14 protein-coding genes are annotated in these 16313 nt (G+C 42.5%); 8 read left to right on the top strand and 6 right to left on the bottom strand.

What is annotated here, in order from left to right; genetic code table 11:
* Positions 1-194 precede the first annotated feature (194 nt).
* From VSA01S_RS04595 to VSA01S_RS04605, 3 genes are all read right to left on the bottom strand, one after another.
* Positions 195-1529, bottom strand: coding sequence for an anti-phage deoxyguanosine triphosphatase (locus tag VSA01S_RS04595; protein WP_174302251.1), 1335 nt, complete (start codon positions 1527-1529; stop codon positions 195-197).
* An 87-nt stretch (positions 1530-1616) separates the two neighbouring features.
* A complete protein-coding gene (yfbR, locus tag VSA01S_RS04600) occupies positions 1617-2201 on the bottom strand; it encodes a 5'-deoxynucleotidase (protein ID WP_039979215.1) in 585 nt (194 codons plus the stop codon).
* Between the two features lie 133 nt (positions 2202-2334).
* Positions 2335-3549 carry a pyridoxal phosphate-dependent aminotransferase gene (locus VSA01S_RS04605; RefSeq protein WP_021711184.1) on the bottom strand — a complete coding sequence of 405 codons (1215 nt, stop codon included), beginning with the start codon at positions 3547-3549 and terminating at the stop codon, positions 2335-2337.
* A 215-nt stretch (positions 3550-3764) separates the two neighbouring features.
* Between VSA01S_RS04605 and VSA01S_RS04610 the strand changes: the two genes are divergently transcribed.
* The 7 genes from VSA01S_RS04610 to VSA01S_RS04640 all read left to right on the top strand — a co-directional run bounded on the left by VSA01S_RS04610 (position 3765) and on the right by VSA01S_RS04640 (position 11370).
* Complete coding sequence (locus tag VSA01S_RS04610; protein ID WP_039979214.1) at positions 3765-5078, top strand: isochorismate synthase; 1314 nt, start codon at positions 3765-3767, stop codon at positions 5076-5078.
* The gene (gene menD, locus VSA01S_RS04615) at positions 5068-6795 is read left to right on the top strand and encodes a 2-succinyl-5-enolpyruvyl-6-hydroxy-3-cyclohexene-1-carboxylic-acid synthase (RefSeq protein WP_039979213.1); all 1728 of its coding nucleotides are present in this window, start codon (positions 5068-5070) and stop codon (positions 6793-6795) included. Before VSA01S_RS04610 ends, menD begins: the two co-directional genes overlap by 11 nt.
* Positions 6782-7588: a 2-succinyl-6-hydroxy-2,4-cyclohexadiene-1-carboxylate synthase gene (gene menH, locus VSA01S_RS04620; protein WP_039979212.1), complete on the top strand. Its 807-nt coding sequence runs from the start codon at positions 6782-6784 to the stop codon at positions 7586-7588. The genes menD and menH overlap by 14 nt, the downstream gene beginning before the upstream one ends.
* A 27-nt stretch (positions 7589-7615) precedes the next feature.
* A complete protein-coding gene (menB, locus tag VSA01S_RS04625) occupies positions 7616-8482 on the top strand; it encodes a 1,4-dihydroxy-2-naphthoyl-CoA synthase (RefSeq protein ID WP_039979211.1) in 867 nt (288 codons plus the stop codon).
* Between the two features lie 130 nt (positions 8483-8612).
* Positions 8613-9602, top strand: coding sequence for an o-succinylbenzoate synthase (menC, locus tag VSA01S_RS04630; protein ID WP_039979308.1), 990 nt, complete (start codon positions 8613-8615; stop codon positions 9600-9602).
* The gene (gene menE / locus VSA01S_RS04635) at positions 9587-11041 is read left to right on the top strand and encodes an o-succinylbenzoate--CoA ligase (protein ID WP_050567256.1); all 1455 of its coding nucleotides are present in this window, start codon (positions 9587-9589) and stop codon (positions 11039-11041) included. The genes menC and menE overlap by 16 nt, the downstream gene beginning before the upstream one ends.
* Before the next feature lie 146 nt (positions 11042-11187).
* A complete protein-coding gene (locus tag VSA01S_RS04640; RefSeq protein WP_039979210.1) occupies positions 11188-11370 on the top strand; it encodes a hypothetical protein in 183 nt (60 codons plus the stop codon).
* 41 nt (positions 11371-11411) lie between these two features.
* Here the strand turns inward: VSA01S_RS04640 and VSA01S_RS04645 are convergent, their stop codons facing one another.
* The 3 genes from VSA01S_RS04645 to VSA01S_RS04655 form a co-directional block, all read right to left on the bottom strand.
* Entirely contained in the window at positions 11412-12362 is a 951-nt protein-coding gene (locus VSA01S_RS04645) for a YeiH family protein (protein ID WP_083932200.1), read from the bottom strand.
* A 98-nt stretch (positions 12363-12460) separates the two neighbouring features.
* Positions 12461-14335, bottom strand: coding sequence for an MFS transporter (locus VSA01S_RS04650; protein WP_039979209.1), 1875 nt, complete (start codon positions 14333-14335; stop codon positions 12461-12463).
* A gap of 10 nt (positions 14336-14345) precedes the next feature.
* Positions 14346-14939: a TetR/AcrR family transcriptional regulator gene (locus tag VSA01S_RS04655; RefSeq protein WP_039979208.1), complete on the bottom strand. Its 594-nt coding sequence runs from the start codon at positions 14937-14939 to the stop codon at positions 14346-14348.
* A gap of 253 nt (positions 14940-15192) precedes the next feature.
* Between VSA01S_RS04655 and VSA01S_RS04660 the strand changes: the two genes are divergently transcribed.
* Positions 15193-16059: a Tim44 domain-containing protein gene (locus tag VSA01S_RS04660; protein ID WP_039979207.1), complete on the top strand. Its 867-nt coding sequence runs from the start codon at positions 15193-15195 to the stop codon at positions 16057-16059.
* Positions 16060-16313: the final 254 nt, after the last annotated feature.

Here is a 16313-nt window from a genome sequence, read left to right on the forward strand (position 1 = left end):
CGCCGCGCCTGAGAGCTAAGGTTATCTCGCTGAACACAGCACTTTGAGGTTATTTGGGTATCAATACTCAAATAACCATTATTGAAGAGTTTGTGAAAATGGCCGTTTAATACTCAGCCTAAGTATGTCCAGCCGTGCTTATAAAGCTTTTGTAATAAAACAGTTTCTACGAAACTATTGCTGTAAAACTGTGATTATAAAATGATGGAAGAAAATAACTGACGATGAAATCTTTGGGCATGACCATCAGTCATCGAGGAAATATAGTCAGCAATCACTCGCATTTTTTGGCTTTTATCATTTGCCTGTTGCCAGGTTTGTTGTGTTTGTTCAGGTAATAAACGTTCAGGGTCCGCACTGAGTGCTTCAAATAAATCCATGATGATCTGCTGTCCTTTATACTCCATAACCTGAACAGGATGAACTTGGATAACGTACTGGTTTACAAAGTGTTTCAGAATATCGAGGGCTTTGTTCATGGCCGGAGACAACTGAGCGTTCCAAGACACCATTGGGCTATCAAAGTTGGCTGACGTTGGTTGAATAGAAATACTAGTGAGTAACGCATTCACCATCCCACCAATGGCATCCTTCCGTTGGTGATGTTGGCCACTGAATAACATTGCGCCAAGAGAGTCGCAATGCGTTTCAAACCATACATCACCACAGCAGGCTAGCTTCGACGCTGCGCCCTCTTGCCATTGTTGCTGGGTAACCATGCCTAAAACAATCGCATCTTCTAAATCATGGACACCATAAGCAATGTCATCAGCCAGTTCCATAATTGAGCAATCTAAAGATTTAAAGCGTGTCTTATGGTGCTTCACGAGGTCATCGGAGCTTTGGCGCATCTGGCCAAGTAACGTTTGGTCATTATGAGACAGAGGTTCGGTGACCCAATCAAATAGAGCTTTATCACAGTCGTAGATACCCTTGGCAGGGCTCCAATCTTTGGCTTTCAACTGGCGTTGGTGTTCAACAGGTTTGGGCTGATGAACTGCTCGGGTCTGACTGAGTAAGGCAGGGTATTTTATTAGGCCAAGTAAGGTACGCCGTGATAGATTCATGCCAAAGTGTTCGGTATAAGGCTCTAATTTTGTCACAATTCGGAAGGTTTGAGCATTGCCCTCAAAACCACCATCCGAACGCATCATGTAATTTAGAGCGATTTCACCACCATGACCATAAGGAGGGTGCCCAATGTCGTGGGCAAGGCAGATTGAGTCGATTAAGCTGTCTGAGGGTAATAGAGGAGCAAAATTGGGCTGTTTTTTCTTCAATTGGGCGACAATACCCGTCCCAAGTTGTGCCGCTTCTAAAGAGTGAGTCAAGCGTGAACGATGGAAGTCTTCCAAGCTATTACCATGAACTTGGGTTTTGGCTTGTAAACGACGAAAAGCCGCAGAATGAAGGATCCTCGCGCGGTCTCTCTGGAATGGACTGCGATGATCGTCACGGCGAATTTTGTGTTCATCATCATGGCGCTCCAGCCATGCGGGTTCTAATTCAAACGACACGTTACTCTCCAGTACTTAAATAATATCTGATTTTTGACTTTGGATTATTCACTATTGATAGTCGAACATTTCTAAACCCTTAGGAAAAGTCAACGCTCTTTAACTGATTTCATCGAGGGAAAGCTCAAAACTTGATGCAAAGGTCAGCAAGAAGTAGGTCATTTCAGGGGTTTTACCTTGCTCTAAAGTCACATCAAGTCGTTTTTTGGCCAAAGCAAACTCGTGATTACCGGTACTGAGTTCTTCAAGACACTTCAGATAAGCACAAATGGAGTCGGCTTGTTTCACTATTTTGGCATCATCTGGATGAGAAGAATCTGATAAGAGATAAGGCTCGAAATCTTGCTGAAATTCTTCTGGGAGCATCGATAGTAGTTTTTGCTCTGCAGCAGATTCTATTTTTTTGTACTCTTTTGCTATGTCTGGATTGTAGTACTTGATTGGAGTGGGCATATCGCCAGTCAATACTTCGCTTGAATCATGGTACATAGCTAGGAGGGCAATACGCTCTGGGTTTAAGTTGCCGCCAAATTTTTTATTTTTGATTAGGGCGAGAGCATGTGCAACAAACGCAACTTGTAAGCTATGCTCAGATACATTTTCTGAGGAAACGGAGCGCATTAATGGCCAACGTTGGATAAGCTTCATTCTGGCTAAATGTGCAAAAAAGTGACTTTCTTTCATGTTACCTCCAACTCTCATTCATGACTTTAAATCGCCGCAGTATGTGTTTATGTGGCTTAATCGTCTCAACGAGTAATTAAAAAAGGGACTCAAGTTGAGTCCCTATAAGCATATGAAAGATCGGGCTTGATTACTACTGACGGTAAGTCGATAAGAAACGTTCGAATCGACCAATCGCCACTTCTAAGTCTTCGACATGTGGTAAGGTCACGATACGGAAGTGGTCTGGTTTTGGCCAATTAAAGCCAGAGCCTTGAACTAAGAGCACTTTTTCTTGTTTTAAAAAGTCTAAGATCATCTGCTGATCATCTTTGATATTGTACATTTTTGTATCAATTTTAGGGAACAGATACATCGCTCCCTTAGGTTTTACACATGAAATACCAGGAATCTGAGTGATCAGCTCATAAGCTCGGTTACGTTGTTCGAGCAAACGTCCACCGGGTAAAATTAATTCATTGATACTTTGGTAGCCCCCAAGAGCGGTTTGAATCGCATGCTGCATTGGAACATTGGCACACAAACGCATTGAAGAGAGCAATTCTAGACCGCTGATATAGCCTTGTGCTTGATGCTTTGGACCCGTAAGGAACATCCAGCCACCACGGAAGCCACAAACACGATATGCTTTAGACAGGCCATTAAAAGTAACGACCAAGACGTCTTCAGTGAGCGTTGCTATAGAAGTGTGAGTTGCGCCATCGTAAAGTACTTTGTCATAAATCTCATCGGCGAAAATGATCAGTTTATGTTGGCGTGCAATCTCAATCACCTCGAGTAAGAAATCTCGGCTGTACACCGCGCCAGTGGGGTTGTTAGGGTTGATCAGAACAATACCACGTGTTTTGGGCGTGATTTTTTTCTTAATATCGTCGAGGTCTGGATACCAATCTGAGCTTTCATCACAAATATAGTGGACAGGGGTACCACCAGAGAGTGCAACCGAGGCGGTCCAAAGTGGATAGTCGGGAGCAGGAATGAGCAGCTCATCGCCATTATTTAATAGTGCTTGCATTGCCATGACGATCAACTCGGAAACGCCATTACCAATATAGACGTCTTCCACATCAAGAGAGCGCAGACCTTTGCGCTGGTAATGTTGTACGACAGCTTTACGTGCTGAGTAAATACCTTTGGAGTCACAGTAACCTTGAGACGTTGGCAAGTTGCGAATTACATCGACGAGAATCTCATCTGGAGCGTCAAAGCCAAAAGGGGCTGGATTACCAATATTTAGCTTTAGGATTTTATGCCCTTCTTCTTCCATACGTTTAGCATGTTTAAGTACAGGCCCCCTAATGTCGTAGCAGACATTGTCGAGTTTGGACGACATCCCGATATTTTCCATTGGTCGATTCCTAAATATTCATTTATATCTTTCTTAACGTACCGTAGATTCAATATTTTTAGAATAAAAATCTACAAATTATCCTTCTAGTGTCTATATTTTATTCGCTCTTAAAAAAGCGTTTTACAAAAAATGCCAAGTAACCTTGATTTTTGTAAGGTCTAAAATTAGAGTAAGCTATATTACTTATTTACCCTCACAATATAGAGGTTAATTTGTCATCATTTCATCAGATCGTAAATACTCTAATTCAACGGATTGAAATAGCAGGCAGTGATATATCACGCATTGTTGAGAGCATGGATGAGCATCCTTGCTTTGAACCACTTGATTGGTTAGAAGCTCAGACATTATTCCCTAAATTCTACTGGCAATCACGTAACGCCTATGAAGAAGTGGTTGCATTGGGGCAGCATCATATATTCGATGCCCCTGGGCCTGCTTATGATTTACTTAGTTCTGGGCAAAGAGTATGGGGTGGGTGTGGGTTTGATCGTCTAAAAATACAAGCTAATTTCAATCAGTCGTCATGGTTTTTTTTACCAAAAATTGAATTGATTCGACACCATAGGCGTTGGTCTCTGGCGGTGAACTTGTCAGGTGATAATACGAGTACTATTGAAGATTTACGTCAGCTAATTGCTGAGGTGCCAAAGCTGACAGCGGTGAACACATCGATTTGTTCGATTAAGCATTCTCCTAATCGATTTGAATGGCAAAGATTGGTTGAACAAGCCCTGGCTGAGATTGGTCAGCATAAGTTTAAAAAAGTGGTGCTAGCTCGCCAATCTACTCTCAAATTGGACTCCTCTCTCAGTGCGGCTCAGCTGTTGAAGTCAAGTACCATACATAATCATGATAGTTTCCATTTCTTACTCAGTTTGAACCGTCAGCAGAGCTTTATTGGTTCCACACCTGAACGGCTTTATTCTCGTGTGGGTCGTACTTTGAAGACTGAAGCGTTGGCAGGAACGGTCGGTCGTGGTGACAACGCAGCGCAAGACAGTGCTTTTGCAAATTGGTTAACCCAAGACGTTAAAAACCTAAAAGAAAATCAGTATGTTGTTGACGATATCGTAGAGAGTTTATCTCCTTATATCGAGACTATTGATGTCGAGTCAAACCCAAGTTTGGTTCGCTTAAAGCAAGTACAGCACCTAAGACGACGCATTGAAGTCACGCTGAAGCCCGAAATTAATGGTGTTCAATTACTCGCAGCATTACAGCCAACGGCAGCAGTTGCAGGTTTACCTCGTCAATCCTCCATGCAATTTATTTTAAATAACGAACCTTTTTCTCGTGGTTGGTATGCGGGCTCCATCGGTTATCTTAGTCATGAGTCTGCACAATTTTGTGTGGCAATCAGAAGTGCTTTGGTCATGGAGGGGAACGTTCAATTATTTGCTGGTGCTGGTATTGTTCCGGGTTCTATTGCAGAACAAGAGTGGGCAGAATTAGAGAAAAAAACGTCTACATTACTGACTCTTATTTCAGAATCTACATCAGCTAGGGAATACCATGAAAGCTGATAGCGTGGTAGTAAACCGTATCTGGTCTGATACGCTAATGACAGAATTGTGCCGTTTCGGTGTTAAGCATATTTGCATTGCTCCAGGCTCGCGATCCACACCATTAACGCTAGAAGCGGCACAGAAGACTAACGTGACGATCCACCGTCATTTTGATGAACGCGGATTAGGCTTTTTAGCATTGGGTTTAGCGAAAGCCAGTGGTGAGCCCGTTGCGGTTATTGTGACATCTGGAACGGCTGTCGCGAACCTGCTGCCTGCTATTGCAGAAGCTAAGTTAACGGGAGAAAAGCTCGTTGTTCTGACGGCAGATAGACCCGTTGAATTGGTGGGCTGTGGTGCTAATCAAGCGATAAATCAGCAAGGCATTTTTTCCCACCATGTATCCAATAGCCTTAATTTACCAAGCCCGACATTATCCATATCATTGAATTGGTTATTAACCTCCATTGATGATGTTATGTTTACTCAACGTTATTCAGGGGGAGCTGTCCATATTAATTGTGCGTATCCTGAACCTTTATATTCTGATAATGATAAAGCGGACTTTTTTGAATATCTTGGCAGTGTCTCTCATTGGAAACAAGCCAGCTCAACGTACTGTAAGCGCTTTGAAGCAAGGGCTGTATGTGATATTCCTGATTTTTCGTATAAAAAAGGTCTCGTTGTGATTGGCAGCTTGCCGTTAGAACAAGCTCAGGCCGCGTTGGAGTTTGCTCAGGCGATGGGGTGGCCTGTTCTTGCTGACCCGCAAAGTGGTGTCAGTTCCAATTGGGCTCATTTTGACTTATGGCTTCAGTGCTCTGGATTTGCTCAACAGCTTGATGATTGTGATTTAGTGGTGCAATTTGGTAGCCGTATTATTTCTAAGCGATTGACTTACTGGATTGCTCAACACGTTTTATATAACCAAAATTGCCGTGATGTTTCTTATTGGTATGTTTCTTCTCGCCTAGATAGAGATAATCCCAATCATTTACCACAATCTCATTGGGTTGAGCAGCCTAGCACTTGGGTGCAGCGTACATCCCATTGTCTTTCTCATTATTCCGGCTGGGCTGATCCACTGGCTTTACAGTTGCAAGATAGGCTTTTGCCACTTTTAAGGCAGTGGCGTTGTGAAGCACGGCAAGAGTTAAGTGAAATTGCCTTAGCGATGGATCTCTCATCACGTCTCAATAACGCGCCAAATACCGATCTGTTTATTGGTAATAGTTTATTTGTGCGCTTGGTCGATATGTTTGGTTATTCGAATCAGGTTGAAGTCTTCACCAACCGAGGTGCTTCAGGGATTGATGGGGTCTTTGCCACGGCAAATGGTGTTCAGCGTGCTCGTCAAAAGCCTTTGTTGATGTTTATCGGTGATACATCAGCCTTGTATGGGCTTAATTCACTGGCGTTATTCAGTCACAGTGATCTTGCTACGGTTATCGTCATTACTAACAATGATGGCGGCGCGATCTTTAGCTTACTTCCGGTACCAGAGGAGCACCGAGAAACCTATTATCAAATGCCACATGGCTACACCTTTGAATCTGCCGCGAAGCAGTTTGGATTACGTTATGCGCAACCTGGTTCAATGATGGAATATCAATCTATGGTTGATGCGCACCTTGCTTTTGGCCAAGGTGTGTTACTGGTCGAGGTGCAAACGCCCGCCGATCAAGCATCAACACAACTGCAAACAGTCAATACCAGATTACATGCTTTATTTTGAACGACGCTCTGAACGAGCGTTAAATCATTCATTAGGCGCTAAAACCAACAAACCTATATTAGTTTTTTTGCATGGATTTCTCGGCTCAGGAAAAGATTGGGAAGAATGCCTACCAAGGTTTTCACGCTATGAACAAATAGTGGTTGATCTTCCTGGGCATGGTCAAAGTAAATCGGTGGTATGTCACAATTTGACACATTGCAGTGAGTTACTTTACACCACCTTGTCGTCACTGGTTTCTGGCCAGCAGCCATTAGTCTTGATTGCTTATTCAATGGGAGCACGAATACTAATGCATGCATTGGCTAATCAGATACTTTCTAATTTGAATATTAGAGCGGCTTTTATTGAGGGAGGTAACTTTGGTTTAAAGCACCAGTCGGAGAAAAAATTACGATTGATTCATGATGAGAAATGGGCAAGTCGTTTTAACACAGAGCCAATTGAATGGGTTTTAAATGATTGGTACCAACAATCGGTATTTTCTTCACTAAACAATGATCAAAGACAAATTCTCGTTACTAAGCGAAGTGTTAATATAGGTGCTTCAGTTGCTAATATGCTTGTTGCAACGTCGTTGGCTAAGCAATCATATCTGTTGCCAGCTCTGCAACAACAGAATGTGCCTCTATATTATATTTGTGGCGAGAAAGACAAAAAATTTAGTCAGATGGCAGAGAAAAGTGGATTAAACTATCATCGATTTGAGCAATCAGGCCACAATGTTCATCAAGAACAACCAGATTTATTTTCGAGGTATGTCAATCAGATTATCCATGCTTATATTGTGTGAATTCAAACAAAATAATGGGAAAATACGATGGCTAAAACAGTCGGCATTTCGGAAAACGAGCTTTATGCACCAGTAGAATGGATGGACTTTAGTGAACAGTATGAAGACATTCATTACCAAAAATCTCTCGATGGTATCGCTAAAATCACTATTGCTCGTCCTCAGGTGCGTAATGCATTTCGTCCTCAAACCGTGAATGAAATGATTAATGCCTTGGCTGACGCAAGGTATGATTCTACTATCGGTGCTATTATTCTTACGGGATTTGGTGAAGATGCTTTCTGTTCTGGTGGTGATCAGAAAATTCGCGGTGATTACGGTGGTTATCAGGATGAACAAGGGACACATCATCTAAATGTACTTGATTTTCAGAGAGATATCAGAACGTGTCCAAAACCTGTCATTGCTTCTGTAGCTGGCTGGGCTGTCGGAGGAGGGCACGTATTACATATGATGTGTGATTTAACCATTGCAGCAGAAAATGCACAATTTGGTCAAACTGGACCTAAAGTCGGATCTTTTGATGGTGGATGGGGCGCATCTTATATGGCACGAATTGTAGGTCAAAAGAAAGCACGTGAAATATGGTTCCTTTGTCGATTCTACGATGCTCAAGAGGCACTAGAAATGGGTTTAGTTAACACTGTTGTGCCACTTGAAGCCCTTGAGAAAGAAACCGTTCGATGGTGTCGTGAGGTATTACAACATAGCCCAATGGCTTTACGTTGCTTAAAAGCCGCATTGAATGCTGACTGCGATGGGCAAGCAGGATTACAAGAGTTAGCAGGTAATGCCACGATGATGTTCTATATGACTGATGAAGGCCAAGAAGGACGTAATGCATTTAATGAAAAGCGTCGTCCAGACTTTAATAAATTTCCCCGCAATCCATGAGTGACAAATGAAGGAGCGATAGTGCTCCTTCGTTTTTATGAGTTGTTGAATGTTCAAATCGTTACTAGCTTTGTAAGAAAGTGATGACCTGAGTTCAAATTGCTTGGGTAAAACATATGGCTATTAAATGATGCGTAAAGTAAAGATATACCGTTATCACTTACCAATGGACAGCGGTGTCATACTCAGAGAAGAAAAGCTTGTGGAACGAGTTGGTTTTATCATCGAGCTTTCTGAAAAAAACAGAATTGGCCGGGGGGAAATTGCGCCTTTGCCTGGTTTTAGTCTTGAAAGCACAGAGCAAGCAGGGATTCAGTTGCAAGAACAGGCAGAGAAGTGGATCGCTCGTTTTCCACTTGAGTATGACCATATGTATCCATCGGTAGGATTTGGTTTATCTATGGCATTATTAGAGCTACAAGGTAGTTTGCCAAGGAGTGGGAAATACCAATGTGCCCCGTTGTGTACAGGGGATCCAGACGAACTGATAGCCAAATTGAATACCATGGAAGGGGAAAAAGTCGCGAAGGTCAAAGTCGGCCTCTATGAACCGATTCGTGATGGTATGCTGGTTAATTTGTTTTTAGAATCGGTGCCTCAGTTACAACTGCGCTTGGATGCTAATCGTTCATGGACCTTTGATAAAGCGCAGCAATTTGCCAAATATATTGCTCCTTCATTGCGGCATCGTATTACGTATGTCGAAGAGCCCTGTTTTTCTCCTGGTGACAGCTTATCCTTTGCTATTAATACAGGGATTGCTATTGCTTGGGATGAAACATTGCAAGAAGCGATTCGATGTAAAGACTTCAACCTTGAAGATCTTACGGGCGTCAAAACCATAATTATTAAACCGACGCTCATTGGCCATGTAGATTTCTGTATTCAACTGATTGAAAAAGCCAAATCGTTAGGTATTAAGGCGGTAATTAGCTCTAGCCTTGAATCAAGCTTTGGCTTAAATCAACTTGCTCGATTTGCTCAGTGGCAATTGCCTTACGAATTACCAGGGTTGGATACCATCAGTTTATATCAATCTCAACTTGAAACTGGCTGGCCAACATCAGATTTACCTATTGCCTCTCTTGATGAGCAGGAATTAGTGTGGTGCTCCGCTTAGACTCGTCTTGTTGTAATGAAGCTCCTTGGCGTTTTTGGGCTAAGCACAAATCCGACTCGGTTGCAGTTAAAGTCGGTGGGCAGTCACTGACTTGGCAAGCACTCTCACTGAAGGTGGATGACTATGCTTACGCTCTGAGTCAGCAAGGCATTCAAAAAAGGGATGTCATTCTATTAGTGGGTAAGAACCAACCTGAAACACTTTGGCTTTATCTGGCTGCTCAGCTGATGGGCACGATTGTCGTGTTAACGATGCCGCAGCCTTTTCAGGCATTGCAAGAAAAGTGTCAGTCAATATATCGCGCCGATCAAAAGCGCTTTATTTGGTTTGCTGACGATGTGGGAAGTACCTACTCAGCTCAGCAGCGATTATTGCTGGATGCCAAGGTGTTAACGCTGCCTAAGGAGAGGGGACAAGCGAGTTCGTTTCAAAGTTCTTATCAAGCTCATTGTTCAATTCAATATCAGCTTCACGCATTGGCTTCAATTCTATTTACGTCGGGTTCGACGGGTTCTCCCAAAGCAGTCGCTCATCGACATAGCCAACACTTTGCTTCCGCGCAAGGTCTGCTTGAAGTGATCCAGTTTGGTCATCAAGACACATGGTTACTCTCTTTGCCTTTGTATCATGTTTCTGGCTTAGCCATTATTTATCGCTGGTTATTGGCTGGAGCCATTTTAAAAATTGGCCTGGGTAAGCTTGAAGAAGACATTCAAGGTGTCTCCCATGCCTCTTTGGTGGTGACTCAGCTAAAGCGTCTTTTGGTTTCAGAACGAACGCTTGAATTGACTCATGTTCTCCTGGGTGGAAGCCATATTCCTCAAGAATTAGCACTACAAGCACAGGCGAATGGCATTGAAACCTGGATTGGCTATGGATTGACAGAAGCCGCTTCAACGGTGACAGCGAAGCAAGTTGATCAAGTGACAACGGTAGGACGACCTCTTGCCCATCGCAAAATTCAATTGAAAGATCAGCGGATCTTAATTGGAGGAAAAACTTTAGCAGCAGGCTATTTTTATCAGGGCAAATTGTCGAAGCTGGTGGATCGAGAAGGGTGGTTTGACAGTAAAGATCTTGGTCAATGGCAGAATGGTGAACTGAGTATTATTGGCCGAGCAGACAATCAGTTTATCTCTGGCGGAGAAAATATCCACTGTGAAGAAATTGAAGCCGTACTAAACCAGATGGAGGGTGTGATTCAAGCGATTGTGGTTCCAGTGCCAGACATAGAATTTGGTCATCGTTCAGTCGCTGTTTTGCAGACTGATACGCTTTTATCAGTTTCACAATATAACCAATGCCTAGAGCAGAGGCTGCAAAAATTTAAATGGCCAGTTCGGTACTATCTGATGCCGCCTGAAGTAATTACTAGTGGGATAAAAGTCTCAAGACAAACTGTGAAAAATTGGATAAAAACCGTCTATCCGTCTCGTTGATTTCTCTTTTTTGATTCTCTATCAAGGTGAAAGTGTTTTGGTATAGTTGATTTTGCAATGAATTAGTCGAAAAGGGAATTTCGTATCTTAATCGAGTTGAATCATAATCACTGGCATGGCTTGGTGAGTAATTCATAGGGATTTGGATGGTTAAGTATGCTCTGGCGGTAGTGGTTGTCTTACAAATTATTTTCGCTGTCAACAGTGATGGCCTAATGCGAGCATTGGCGGAATTTACCGCTTTTCTTGTCGCCATTATTTGGGTTCTAGTCCATAGACATGACGCTTCAATGAGAAAAATTACCTTAGATTGTAACAAACCTCGTTAATCGTTAGGCCATTTAGTTTACCAGAGCATGCTCTCCCCTCTTTATTTGAGTACTAACCAAACAAGTGAAGTGGCAGAAATAAGAATCCATAAAGTCATACCAAACATCATGGGCTTGGCCCCGGCAGACTTCAGCTTAGAAATGGAAATACTGCTCCCAATCAAAAACAAGCACACAACTAATGTCTTTTTAGCAATAGCAAAAATAGTTTGATAAACGATCTCAAATTGAGGCAAAACATCGCTGACGGCAATGGCGACACAGTACCAAAAGATAAAATAAGGAATAACTTGTTTGCGTTCGCCTTGCTGTTTATTAATTCGAGAAAATATTACAGCGCTGATTAAAGCAACAGGAATAATCCATAATGCTCGTGCTAGCTTGAGTGTGGTCGCTGTAATCAGGGCTTCTTCCCCATAGCTTGATGCAGCACCCACCACAGAAGAGGTATCATGGATCGCAATGGCAGCCCACGTACCAAACGTATGCTGATCTAAACCTAGAGCATGACCAATCACCGGGAAAATAAAAAGGGCAAGGGAATTTAGGACAAATACCGTCACGAGTGCGAGCCCAATTTGTTCATCTTTAGCTTTTATAGCTGGTGCAACGGCGGCGATCGCGCTTCCACCACAAATAGCAGTACCTGAGGCGATTAAATAGGCTGTCTTTTGTTCAAGCTTTATCGCTTTTGCTAACATCATCCCGAGTGTCAAAGTGCCTAATATAGTCGCAATAATCAAACCAATCCCATCGGTTGTAGCGGCAAGCGCTTGTTCGAAATGGATTCCAAAGCCCAAGCCGATAATTGAATAAGACAGGAGTTTCTTGGTCCAAGAGGCGATAGGAAGATCCTTGGGAACGAACCCAAAACTTGCTAAGAGAAATCCTAATGTTAACGCAATAGGGGACGAGATAAAGGGCAATAAGCAAAACAACAACGCGAGCCAAAATAAAGCATGTTTGGCTTTTAAAAAGGGTAATAGTTTCAAAAGATGACAGTTATAGTGGTGAATACTCAATAGCAGTATATCGCATCACATAGAGAGGATGAAATACTAATTCCTTCCCGAACTCATACACCCTTATTTCATCGCCAGTCACCTCTGAGGACAAGAACTTTGTCAAACATGGTTTTAGCGGTTGCTTGTTCAGGGTTGACAGGTGGGCCTGCCTCAACTTCCAGTTTGGACCAAAAACGAGAAGGGAGGCCTTTGCACGCTCGGCCTTTTACTCGGCTGAAATAACTTCCCCACAAGCCTTTGAGCGCAACTGGAATCACTGGGACAGGACTTCGACGAAGAATAATATCAATACCACGCATAAACTCGTTCATTTCACCATCGCTGGTCAATCTTCCCTCAGGGAAAATACAGACCAGATGGCCCTCACTCAGCGCTTTTTCAACTTCGCTGAAGGCTCGTCTAATTGAAGTTCGATTATCTGCAGAAATTGGGATCACGCCAGCTCGGCGGAGAAAGCGTCTTAAAGGTGGTAAATTTGCGTAATCTTCTTCCATAACAAAGCGAATCAACCTCGGGCAAACTGCGCTTAATAATAAGGCATCGAGATAACTGACGTGGTTACACACAAGCAAAGCGCCACCATTTTCAGGCAGATATTTGAGGTTTTTGTGTTTCACTCGGTAACAACTGTGTGTGAGTATCCAAACAATAAAGCGAAATATAATGATTGGGATTTGGAAAAAAAGGTAGACCACGACGAGCATGTTGAGTATCGCTAACAGAGTGAATAACTGAGGGATGCTCATTTCCAGAAGGCTTAGGCAAACAATACCCAGTACAGCGCTACCGACCATAAATAGTGAGTTAAAGATATTTAACCCAGCGATGACTTGTGCTCGTTGAGATACTTTGGCGCGATGCTGCATCAAGGCATAGAGAGGAACAATAAATAACCCCCCAGAAGCACCAATCATTAATAAATAAAAGAATAATGGCCACAGTGCATCATGGCTAACAAATTGAGTAAAAGAGTCAAATTTAGGAAGGTCGTCGGGGATTGTTGTCGCCATCAACAGACCAAAGATGGTGATACCCAGAGCGCCAATGGGGACAATACCAATCTCAATGCGTTGATTTGATAATTTATTACATGCCTGCGAGCCGACAGCAATACCAATGGAAAATAGTGCAAGGAGAAAAGATACCGCACTTTCACCACCATGTAGGTGCAGTTTGGTGAAGTTTGGAAATTGAGTCAGATAGGCAGCACCTAGAAACCAAAACCAGCTAATAGCTAAGATACACTGAAAGATAGTACGGTCAGATTTGGCTATCGATAACGTTTGTTTAGTTTGTTGGTAAGGACGCCATTTGAAATTCAATTCAGGTGCGTCAGCAGGTGCTTTAGGAATAAATCGGCTGGATAAATATCCTAGAATAGCAAATACGAGGACGCAGCCTGCAGCAAGGTATTGTGCATTGGGTGCTGAAGCGATAACTCCAGCACCAAGTGTACCAATAAGGATGGCGATGAAGGTGCCGGACTCAACCAATGCATTCCCGGGCAGCAACTCTTTTTCACAGAGCTTTTGAGGTAGAAACGCATACTTTACTGGGCCAAAAAAGGCGGATTGTGTGCCCATCAAAAACAAAATGAGTAATAAGACGCTATAGCTTTCTGTAATAAAGCCAATGGCTCCGAGAAGCATGATGGCGATTTCAAAGAGTTTCACTTTGCGGATAAACCATGACTTTTCATATTTATCCGCTAAAACTCCTGCCGAAGCGGAAAAGAGAAAGAAAGGAAGTATAAATAAGCCCGCAGCTAAATTAACGAACAGGTTGCTGGAGATAGGTAAATGTTGCGAGCCAGCGAAGGCGACAAAAAGCAGTAACACGTTTTTGAAGATATTATCATTGAAAGCTCCAAAAAATTGGGTAACAAAATAGGGAAGGAACTTTCGTTGCGTCAATAACGACTTTTGGCTGCCTGATGACATCATTAATCCTTTATTGCCAGCTATTCAGGTAGTTAGATAATAGATTATTAATTAGCTCTTTGCCGTCTATAGGAGTATCGGTGAAAAACTTATCGTCCACACTGAGAAGAGTAATACCATGTACACCTGACCACAGAACGCGGCTGGCTTGAAGTATTTCAGGGGCGCTCTTATTGGGGGCAAGTTGTGCAAGTAGCGATTCTAACATTCCGGTCATATCATTAATTCTTTTGGCATGCCATTGTGGAAGTTCGGCACCGTTCATGTCATGTTCAAAAACCAACTGCCAACGGTATGGATGACGTTGAGCAAAGTTGTGGTAGCAAAACGCCAATTCGAATAATGTTTGACGGATGTCTGTACTTTTGTTGATTGCTTCGAACGACTCAGCCTGTAATTCATCGATAGTTTGTGCCACTACGTGAAGGAGTAGCAAGTTGTAATTACCAAATACATTGACCAATGTGCTGGGAACGTAGCCGATCATGTTGGCAACTTTACGTAGACTCAACTCATGATAAGAGTGTTCAGATAAAAAATTTTTGACGGTAATTAATGTGAGTTTTATTAATTCTTCTCGTGTGTGATCGTTTCTGCGAGCCATATTATAAAATTACTTATTGAACAACGTTCAATATGATAGTCAGCTACGTAAAAATCGTCAATAAAACAAAGCTGATGTCATGCCTTCATGTCGCAATATTCTGATACATGTCTTTAATCTTGTAAGGTTTCATTGTTCTATCCGACAGAGTATCATTAAGGAACGGCTTACTTTAGCGTGCTACTATGATAGGGAGAAACAATTTCTAATAGTAGCAGTATAATATGTACCCACAACGATTATAAGGATAACAATGAAACGTTTATTTTCGATTGTCGCCTTGCTGATGTTTACCGTTGCTATAACTCCTATTGCGGAAGCAAAGAAGTTTGGTGGTGGTAAATCATTTGGTAAAAGCTACAAAACCGCTCCTGCGCCTAAGCAACAGCAAAACAACACCAATACCGTAGGAAAAGAACAAACCAAAAAATCACCCAGCAAAAAAGGTCTAATGGGCGGTTTGCTTGGTGGTCTTCTTGCTGGTGGTCTTCTTGCTGCGTTCTTTGGTGGTGCTTTTGAAGGTGTCCAATTTATGGATATTTTGATCATTGGCTTGATCGCGTTTGTGATCTTTAAACTGATGAAAGGGCTACTGGGAGCAAAGCAGGGCAGTATGAATCAGCATCGTCAACAGCCTGTGTTTGGTGGTAACACCTCTAAGTTTGAGCAACCTAATACGCAAAACTTTGAGCCGTCTACCAATGCTCCTACAGGTGGTTTCGGTGCACCAACAAGTGATGTACCGCACAACTTTCCTCCAGGTTTTGACCAAACTGCATTTATTAATGGTTCGCGAGAGCACTACCGTACTTTGCAAGGCGCTTGGAACCATAACCAACTCGAAACTATCCAAGAGTATGTGTCACCAAGCCTTTTTGATGACCTGAAATCGGAGCGTGCTAAACTTAATGGTGAGCAGCATACTGATGTAATGTATGTTGATGCTGAAATCGTTAGAGCGGATCATGATGCCAGCAAGGCTCAACTCAGCTTACAGTTTACTGGTCGATACCGTGATACAGCTGAAGGTGTTGAAGATGATATCAAAGATATCTGGCACCTAGAACGTGACCTGACCGTGTCGAATGCACCATGGTTGATAGTTGGTATTCAAGGCTAACGACTTGAATTAACAATGACTAATCCCGTCTAAATGGCGGGATTTTTTGTATCCTCAGTATTTAAATTGACTACTCCAGTAGAATCGAGCGGTTTATCCATTATCATTTAATCATCGTATCTAAAGCGATTGAGCTCATAGGCTGACTGAGCAAGATATGTGAAGGGAAAACGAAATGAGAGCGTTTTCATTGACTAAAAATAACAGTTGACCAATGATGAAAAAAGCCAGCTCTATGAGCTGGCTTTAAGGTA

Source organism: Vibrio sagamiensis NBRC 104589 (assembly GCF_007990935.1).
Lineage (GTDB): Bacteria > Pseudomonadota > Gammaproteobacteria > Enterobacterales > Vibrionaceae > Vibrio > Vibrio sagamiensis.

Excerpts from the sequence above, each read along its gene's own strand:
- menD (WP_039979213.1), top strand. The coding sequence starts at position 5,068 with ATGAAAGCTGATAGCGTGGTAGTAAACCGTATCTGGTCTGATACGCTA.
- VSA01S_RS04640 (WP_039979210.1), top strand. The coding sequence starts at position 11,188 with ATGGTTAAGTATGCTCTGGCGGTAGTGGTTGTCTTACAAATTATTTTC.
- VSA01S_RS04655 (WP_039979208.1), bottom strand. The coding sequence starts at position 14,939 with ATGGCTCGCAGAAACGATCACACACGAGAAGAATTAATAAAACTCACA.
- menB (WP_039979211.1), top strand. The coding sequence starts at position 7,616 with ATGGCTAAAACAGTCGGCATTTCGGAAAACGAGCTTTATGCACCAGTA.
- menH (WP_039979212.1), top strand. The coding sequence starts at position 6,782 with ATGCTTTATTTTGAACGACGCTCTGAACGAGCGTTAAATCATTCATTA.
- VSA01S_RS04660 (WP_039979207.1), top strand. The coding sequence starts at position 15,193 with ATGAAACGTTTATTTTCGATTGTCGCCTTGCTGATGTTTACCGTTGCT.
- menC (WP_039979308.1), top strand. The coding sequence starts at position 8,613 with ATGCGTAAAGTAAAGATATACCGTTATCACTTACCAATGGACAGCGGT.
- VSA01S_RS04650 (WP_039979209.1), bottom strand. The coding sequence starts at position 14,335 with ATGTCATCAGGCAGCCAAAAGTCGTTATTGACGCAACGAAAGTTCCTT.
- yfbR (WP_039979215.1), bottom strand. The coding sequence starts at position 2,201 with ATGAAAGAAAGTCACTTTTTTGCACATTTAGCCAGAATGAAGCTTATC.
- VSA01S_RS04605 (WP_021711184.1), bottom strand. The coding sequence starts at position 3,549 with ATGGAAAATATCGGGATGTCGTCCAAACTCGACAATGTCTGCTACGAC.